Annotated in this window: 1 pseudogene; it reads left to right on the top strand. The window is 43.4% G+C overall.

Features of this window, described 5'->3' with window-relative positions:
• A pseudogene (locus R7R78_RS29375) lies at positions 1-372 on the top strand (hypothetical protein); the annotation flags it as partial.
• Positions 373-521 lie beyond the last annotated feature (149 nt).

Raw genomic sequence — 521 nt, 5'->3', positions numbered from 1 at the left:
GGTCATGTAGAACGCAACGCAAAAAATTTGGAAACACTTGGTTCGTTTTGGCAGCAAGCACAAGAACTTGAACAGGCTATCGACGTCTATCAGCAAGCTTACAATCTTGCTCCACAAGCAAAAACTCAAATAAAAATTGCTCGTCTAATGATTTTAGACAAGCAATATACGGAGGCGACGAAGTTTACGCAAAACGCCGCCCCAGATGCTAAGCACGAACAAAAAGGAGAGCTCTCTTACATTCGTGGCATGGCATATTTTGAGTTAAACCAACCGAGTAATGCTCTTAAAGCAATGAAAAGTGCGGCTCAATCTCCAGATATGAGAGCAATGGCGAGCCCTTGGATTAATTTCCTAGAGTCACAAGGGTAAGTCATGCATTTAGCATGGCGCGAAAATTAAGTGTGAGTCAGTCGCACGCCTGGGGAAGTGAAAGCTTCCCCTTTTTTCGTCGTTTTTCAGTTCTCAATCCGTTGTCATTGAAGGGTACGCAAACCAAAAGATCAACTGGTAACCACATA

The sequence above is a fragment of the Vibrio sp. 2134-1 genome, assembly GCF_033339495.1.
This window is presented reverse-complemented; position numbering and strand designations above follow the sequence as displayed.